This window comes from Citrobacter sp. wls757 (genome assembly GCF_005280935.1).
In the GTDB taxonomy this organism is placed as follows: Bacteria; Pseudomonadota; Gammaproteobacteria; order Enterobacterales; family Enterobacteriaceae; genus Citrobacter; species Citrobacter portucalensis.
Genome location: NZ_SZWU01000060.1, coordinates 286,390 through 293,952, shown reverse-complemented (window position 1 = coordinate 293,952; position 7,563 = coordinate 286,390). Strand labels below are relative to the sequence as shown.

At 51.9% G+C, this 7,563-nt stretch carries 6 protein-coding genes and 1 pseudogene; 5 read left to right on the top strand and 2 right to left on the bottom strand.

Annotated elements, in window-relative coordinates; genetic code table 11:
- A pseudogene (locus FDW94_RS24375) lies at window positions 1-131 on the bottom strand (tRNA/rRNA methyltransferase YfiF); the annotation flags it as partial.
- A 207-nt stretch (window positions 132-338) separates the two neighbouring features.
- Between FDW94_RS24375 and trxC the strand changes: the two are divergent.
- The 5 genes from trxC to FDW94_RS16275 all read left to right on the top strand — a co-directional run bounded on the left by trxC (window position 339) and on the right by FDW94_RS16275 (window position 6,061).
- The gene (trxC, locus tag FDW94_RS16295; RefSeq protein ID WP_008785506.1) at window positions 339-758 is read left to right on the top strand and encodes a thioredoxin TrxC; all 420 of its coding nucleotides are present in this window, start codon (window positions 339-341) and stop codon (window positions 756-758) included.
- A gap of 69 nt (window positions 759-827) precedes the next feature.
- Window positions 828-1,526 (top strand): tRNA-uridine aminocarboxypropyltransferase, encoded by a 699-nt coding sequence (gene tapT / locus FDW94_RS16290; protein WP_137377894.1) that lies wholly within the window; start codon window positions 828-830, stop codon window positions 1,524-1,526.
- Between the two features lie 36 nt (window positions 1,527-1,562).
- Window positions 1,563-4,223, top strand: a complete 2,661-nt coding sequence (gene pat, locus FDW94_RS16285; protein WP_137377893.1) for a protein lysine acetyltransferase — start codon at window positions 1,563-1,565, stop codon at window positions 4,221-4,223.
- 114 nt (window positions 4,224-4,337) lie between these two features.
- The gene (gene pssA, locus FDW94_RS16280; RefSeq protein WP_137378032.1) at window positions 4,338-5,693 is read left to right on the top strand and encodes a CDP-diacylglycerol--serine O-phosphatidyltransferase; all 1,356 of its coding nucleotides are present in this window, start codon (window positions 4,338-4,340) and stop codon (window positions 5,691-5,693) included.
- A gap of 44 nt (window positions 5,694-5,737) precedes the next feature.
- Window positions 5,738-6,061 carry a YfiM family lipoprotein gene (locus FDW94_RS16275; RefSeq protein ID WP_003838356.1) on the top strand — a complete coding sequence of 108 codons (324 nt, stop codon included), beginning with the start codon at window positions 5,738-5,740 and terminating at the stop codon, window positions 6,059-6,061.
- Here FDW94_RS16275 and FDW94_RS16270 read toward each other — a convergent pair.
- Window positions 6,058-7,356 (bottom strand): MFS transporter, encoded by a 1,299-nt coding sequence (locus tag FDW94_RS16270; RefSeq protein WP_008785510.1) that lies wholly within the window; start codon window positions 7,354-7,356, stop codon window positions 6,058-6,060. The genes FDW94_RS16275 and FDW94_RS16270 overlap by 4 nt on opposite strands.
- Window positions 7,357-7,563: the final 207 nt, after the last annotated feature.

The window sequence follows — 7,563 nt, the reverse complement described above, 5'->3', positions numbered from 1 at the left end:
GCTCGGGAAGTACCGGGGCGACCGCCGCCTTTGCCAGTACGTGGATTTTGGGTGCGTTTATCCGAGTCATCGTCACTGCGGACGTACATCACTTTGACCTTGCCGTTTTTGTTCTTCAGTTCGTCGCTCATGTTTTTCTCCACCTGCTCTGCGCGAAGCGCGCAGATTACCCGATGTGCACGTCGTTAGCCATTATTTCATTTAAAAGCTAAGGACTATTGTACTCATTGAATAAAACGCATTGTTGTTTAGAACAGACTCCCCGATAATATGTAACATAATAGAAACATACTGGCGTTCCTGCCGTGAAGTCCACTCCACTCATCCAGAGGTTAGTTATGAATACCGTTTGTACCAGCTGCCAGGCTATCAACCGCATCCCCGACGATCGTGTCCAGGAAGCGGCTAAATGCGGACGCTGTGGTCACGACCTGTTTGATGGGGAGGTGATCAATGCGACCGGTGAGACACTGGATAAACTGTTAAAAGACGATCTCCCGGTGGTCGTTGACTTTTGGGCCCCCTGGTGTGGTCCATGTCGTAACTTCGCCCCGATTTTTGAAGATGTCGCGGAAGAGCGTAGCGGTAAAGTGCGTTTTGTTAAAGTGAATACGGAAGCCGAGCGTGAACTCAGCGCCCGTTTCGGTATCCGCAGCATTCCGACCATTATGATTTTCAAAAAAGGGGAAATCGTCGACATGCTTAACGGCGCTGTACCAAAAGCCCCGTTTGATAGCTGGCTTAACGAATCATTATAATCTCTACGGGGCGCATCTTGTGCCCCGTTTTCACCTCTGCGACAATAGCGTTTTTCAACGTGTTTCCCCATGACCGATAACGCTGTTCTTCAGTTACGCGCTGAGCGCCTCGCGCGCGCCACGCGTCCTTTCCTTGCCCGAGGTAATCGCGTTCGCCGCTGTCAGCGCTGCCTGCTGCCGCAGAAACTCTGCTTGTGCGCAACGCTGGCACCCTCTGAGGCAAAAAGTCGCTTTTGTCTGGTGATGTTTGATACCGAGCCGATGAAGCCCAGCAACACGGGGCGTTTGATTGCTGATATTCTACCCGATACCACGGCTTTTCAGTGGTCACGCACCGAGCCGCCGCAGGCGCTGCTGGAACTGGTGAAAAATCCGGATTACCAGCCGATGGTTGTATTCCCGGCCTCCTATGCGGGTGAAGAGCGTGAAGTGATTTTCACGCCACCAGCCGGTAAGCCCCCATTGTTTATCATGCTCGACGGCACCTGGCCTGAGGCGCGTAAAATGTTCCGCAAAAGCCCGTACCTCGATAACCTACCGGTGATCTCCGTTGATTTATCACGCCTTTCTGCTTACCACCTGCGTAGCGTTCACGCTGAAGGGCAATATTGCACTGCCGAAGTGGCCATCGCCTTGTTGGATCTGGCGGGAGATACGCAAGCCGCAGAAGGGTTAAGCGATCATTTCACTCGCTTTAAAACCCGCTACCTGGCAGGAAAAACTCAACATCAGGGAAGCGTCACAGCAGATTCCTCAGAAAACGTTTAAAATCATTCGGTCACTGGTGTCATTAAGGAAGCCGATATGAGTCAGCGTGGTCTGGAAGCACTACTGCGACCGAAATCCATTGCGGTGATTGGGGCGTCAATGAAGCCTAATCGCGCGGGTTACCTGATGATGCGTAACCTGCTTGCCGGCGGTTTCAATGGACCTGTTTTACCGGTGACGCCCGCATGGAAAGCGGTGTTGGGCGTACTGGCATGGCCCAATATCAACAGCCTGCCCTTTAGCCCGGATCTCGCCGTGTTGTGCACCAATGCCAGCCGTAACCTGGCGTTACTCGAAGCGCTTGGCGAGAAAGGCTGTAAAACCTGCATTATTCTCTCAGCTCCCGCGGCGCAGCACGCAGAGCTGCTGGCCTGCGCATCACGCTACAACATACGTTTGCTGGGCCCCAACAGCCTGGGACTTCTCGCGCCCTGGCAAGGGCTTAACGCCAGCTTTTCCCCCGTCCCGATTAAGCGCGGCAAGCTGGCTTTTATCTCTCAATCCGCTGCCGTATCCAATACCATACTCGACTGGGCACAGCAGAGAGAAATGGGCTTTTCTTACTTTATCGCGCTGGGTGATAGCCTGGATATCGACGTTGATGAGCTGCTGGATTACCTGGCGCGCGACAGCAAAACCAGCGCGATATTGCTGTATCTCGAGCATTTAAGTGATGCCCGACGCTTTGTTTCCGCCGCCCGCAGCGCCTCGCGCAATAAACCTATTTTGGTGATTAAGAGCGGTCGTAGTCCAGCGGCGCAGCGTTTACTGCATACCAGCGCCGGGATGGACCCTGCGTGGGATGCCGCTATTCAGCGTGCCGGTTTATTACGCGTGCAAGACACTCACGAGCTGTTTTCGGCGGTCGAAACCCTGAGCCACATGCGTCCACTACGTGGCGACAGGCTGATGATCATCAGCAATGGGGCCGCGCCTGCCGCACTGGCATTAGATGAACTGTGGTCAAAAAATGGCAAGTTGGCGACGTTGAGTGAAGACACCTGCCAGAAATTACGCGATGCATTGCCTGAACATGTTGATATCGCCAACCCGCTGGATCTGCGTGATGACGCCAGCAGCGAACACTACGTTAAGACGCTGGATATTTTGCTCGCCAGCCAGGATTTCGACGCGCTGATGGTGATTCATTCACCCAGCGCAGCCGCTCCCGGAACCGAAAGCGCACTGGCATTGATTGAAGCGGTAAAGCATCACCCCCGAGGAAAATTCGTCTCGTTGCTGACCAACTGGTGCGGAGAGTTTTCCTCTCAGGAAGCCCGCAGACTGTTTAGCGAAGCCGGACTGCCCACCTACCGCACGCCGGAAGGTACCATCACCGCATTTATGCATATGGTGGAGTATCGGCGAAACCAGAAGCAGCTACGAGAAACGCCTGCGCTGCCTGACAGCCTGACCTCCAACACCGCCGAAGCGCATAATCTGTTACAGCGGGCAATTGCTGAAGGAGCGACATCGCTTGATACCCATGAAGTGCAGCCGATTTTACAGGCTTATGGCTTACACACGCTGCCAACGTGGATCGCCAGCGACAGCGCGGAAGCCGTACACATCGCGGAGCAAATCGGCTACCCGGTGGCGCTCAAGCTGCGTTCTCCTGATATTCCGCATAAATCAGAAGTTCAGGGGGTGATGCTCTACCTGCGTACAGCCACTGAAGTGCAGCAGGCCGCCAATGCAATTTTCGATCGGGTAAAAATGGCCTGGCCGCAGGCACGCATTCACGGCTTATTAGTGCAAAGTATGGCGAATCGCGCCGGCGCTCAGGAGCTTCGTGTCGTCGTTGAACACGATCCGGTATTTGGCCCGTTGATTATGCTGGGTGAAGGTGGTGTTGAGTGGCGACCGGAAGAGCAAGCCGTGGTGGCATTGCCGCCATTGAACATGAATCTGGCGCGTTATCTGGTGATCCAGGGGATCAAAAATAAAAAGATCCGCGCGCGCAGCGCACTGCGCCCTTTGGATATCGCCGGGTTGAGCCAACTTCTGGTGCAGGTCTCCAACCTGATCGTCGATTGCCCGGAAATTCAGCGTCTGGATATTCATCCGCTGCTGGCCTCGGCCGGAGAATTTACCGCGCTGGACGTTACGCTGGATATTGCCCCTTTCACGGGAGATAACGAAAGCAGACTGGCTGTACGTCCCTACCCTCATCAGCTTGAAGAGTGGGTGGAGTTGAAGAACGGCGAGCGCTGTCTGTTCCGCCCCATTTTGCCGGAGGATGAACCTCATCTTCAGCAGTTCATTTCTCAGGTGACAAAAGAAGATCTTTATTATCGCTATTTCAGTGAGATCAACGAATTTACCCACGAAGATTTAGCCAATATGACGCAGATCGACTACGATCGGGAAATGGCCTTTGTTGCGGTGCGTTGTAAAGATAATCACGAAGAGATCCTCGGCGTAACGCGAGCGATCTCGGATCCTGATAACGTAGACGCTGAGTTTGCCGTACTGGTTCGTTCCGATCTCAAAGGGCTTGGACTGGGTCGCCGATTGATGGAAAAATTAATTGCCTATACTCGAGATCACGGACTTATACGTTTGAATGGTATTACGATGCCGAACAATCGTGGGATGGTCGCCCTGGCCCGAAAACTCGGGTTTGTTGTTGACGTCCAGCTCGAAGAGGGAATTGTTGGGCTAACGCTTGATCTGGCCCAATGTGAGGAATCGTGAGTAAGGTACTGGAAATGTTGACCACATTAATGGGTACTGGTGGTATCATTGCCCGCTTATGTCGTCTGCATAGCACAGAGGACCCTTCAATGAACAGAGAAGAAATGCACTGTGATGTTGTCAAAATTTAAGCGTAATAAACATCAACAACACCTTGCCCAACTACCCAAGATTTCTCAGTCAGTTGATGATGTAGATTTCTTTTATGCTCCCGCTAATTTCAGGGAGACTCTGCTGGAAAAAATAGCCAGCGCGACGCGACGGATCTGCATTATTGCGCTGTACCTGGAACAGGATGACGGTGGTAAAGGCATACTTGACGCTCTCTATGCGGCAAAACGGCAGCGTCCTGAACTGGATGTCCGGGTGCTTGTCGACTGGCACCGAGCCCAGCGCGGTCGTATTGGTGCTGCGGCATCCAATACCAATGCTGACTGGTATTGCCGAATGGCGCAAGAAAACCCTGGTATCGATATTCCTGTCTATGGCGTTCCGATTAACACCCGCGAAGCGCTTGGCGTCCTGCATTTCAAAGGCTTTATCATTGATGACAGCGTCCTGTACAGCGGGGCCAGTCTGAACGATGTTTACCTGCATCAGCATGATAAATATCGCTATGACCGTTATCAGTTGATTCGCAACGCGCAAATGGCCGATATCATGTTCGATTGGGTGACGCAAAACCTGATGAACGGTCGCGGCGTTAACCGTCTTGATGATATCAACCGCCCTAAAAGCCCAGAAATTAAAAACGACATCCGCCTGTACCGTCAGGAACTGCGCGATGCGTCATTCCATTTTCAGGGTGATGCTGATAACGAACAGCTTTCGGTTACGCCTCTGGTGGGCCTTGGGAAATCCAGTCTGTTAAATAAGACCATTTTCCATCTTATGCCCTGCGCAGAGCACAAGCTCACAATCTGTACCCCTTATTTCAACCTTCCCGCCATACTGGTGCGCAATATCATTCAACTGCTGCGTGAAGGGAAAAAGGTTGAAATCATTGTCGGTGATAAAACCGCCAATGACTTTTTCATCCCGGAAGATGAGCCATTCAAGATCATCGGTGCGCTGCCTTATCTGTACGAAATAAATCTGCGCCGTTTCTTGAGCAGATTGCAGTATTACGTTAATACCGACCAGCTGGTCGTACGCCTATGGAAAGATGATGACAACACCTATCATCTGAAAGGTATGTGGGTTGATGATAAATGGATGCTGCTCACCGGCAACAACCTTAACCCTCGTGCCTGGCGTCTGGATCTGGAAAACGCCATCCTTATCCACGATCCTAAGCAAGAGCTCATCCCTCAGCGCGATAAAGAGCTGGAGCTTATCCGTACGCATACTACCGTCGTTAAGCACTATCGCGACCTGCAAAGCATTGCTGACTATCCAGTCAAAGTGCGTAAGCTCATCCGTCGACTACGCCGTATTCGTATCGACAGATTAATTAGCCGTATTCTGTAATCAAGACCCCGTCCAGTGACGGGGTTTTTCATATGGAGGCAACGGTGCGCCTGTTCATTCTTACCAGTATCCTTGCCATTTCGGGCTGCAGCCATATGGCTAACGACCAGTGGAGCGGGCAAGACAAAGCTCAACACTTCATCGCCTCCGCCATGCTTGCCGCAGCCGGCAATGAATATGCCCAACATCAGGGCAACAGCCGCGATCGCAGTGCGGCTATCGGCCTGATGTTCTCAGTCAGCCTGGGTGCGTCAAAAGAGCTATGGGACAGCCGTCCCGCAGGGAGCGGCTGGAGCTGGAAGGACTTCGCCTGGGATGTTGCAGGCGCATCTACCGGCTATGCGGTCTGGCAACTGGCACATTACTAGAGGCGCAGACCTTTCCCCTTCCCATGCAGCATTAGCGATACTAAAAACGCAACTACTGCCAGCGCAGTGACGTACCAGAAGAATGTCGTTTCCATACCAACAGACTTCAGGGACAACGCGACATATTCGGCTGAACCGCCAAACAGCGCATTGGCCACCGCATAAGATAAGCCGACCCCAAGAGCGCGCACCTGTGCCGGGAACATTTCGGCCTTCAGAATACCGCTAATTGACGTATAGAAACTGACGATTAACAGAGCACACATCACCAGAGCAAACGCCATATACGGGGATGTTACGCTTTGCAATGCTGTCAGAATGGGAACGGTGAAAATCGCGGCCAACGCGCCAAAACACAGCATTGAAGTACGTCGGCCAATTTTATCAGACAAGGCGCCGAACAACGGTTGTACCAGCATGAACACACACAGTGCCGCCGTCATAATCCCGCTGGCTACGTTGGCATGCATACCGGCTGTGTTAACCAGGTACTTCTGCATATAGGTTGTGAACGTGTAAAAACACAACGAACCCGCGGCGGTAAAACCAAGCACCATGACAAAAGCTTTGCGATTACGCCACAGACCTTTCAGGGAACCCGCTTCTTTCAGCGCGCGAACATCCTGTTTCGAGGTTTCATCCAGTTGGCGACGCAGCCATAGCGCAACAATAGCCAGCACGGCGCCCAACGCAAATGGAATACGCCAACCCCACTCTCTGAGCGCAGAGTCTTCTAACGTGTGCTGTAATATGACCACAACCAGTAATGCCAGTAACTGTCCGCCGATTAACGTTACGTACTGGAATGAAGCATAAAAACCTTTCTTACCTTCAACGGCGACTTCACTCATATAGGTCGCGCTGGTTCCGTATTCACCACCGACAGATAACCCCTGGAATAGCCTTGCCAGCAGTAATAGCGCAGGCGCCCAGGTACCGATAGTTTCATATCCCGGTAGACAAGCGATCACCAACGATCCCATGCACATCATACAAACGGACAGCAACATGGACTTTTTACGCCCGTGCTTATCCGCGATACGGCCAAACAGCCAGCCTCCAATTGGTCGCATCAAGAAGCCAGCGGCAAAAACGCCAGCGGTTTGTAAGAGTTGTGTGGTGGTATTTCCTGATGGAAAAAAGATATGAGCAAAATAAAGAGAGCAGAATGAATAGATATAGAAATCAAACCATTCGACCAGATTCCCTGATGATGCTCCGACAATCGCCCATATACGACGACGGGTATCGCCGTCTGCCAGCGCCCCGTTCTCAGTTACACTACTATCAGCCATTAGAATTGTACCCCTGCCAACGATCGCGTGAATTTATCAATGATGGTTGTGTGTTTTTTAGTGAATAGAATGTTATATAATTGTTATATCTTATTGTGCGGTAAAGATCACGATTTTAATTAGCAGAGAAAGGATTCAGATATGTTCGAGGGAGAGATCCGTGTAGTAGATCGAGACAGTATGCTTTTGTTGGTCGATTAAGGCTGT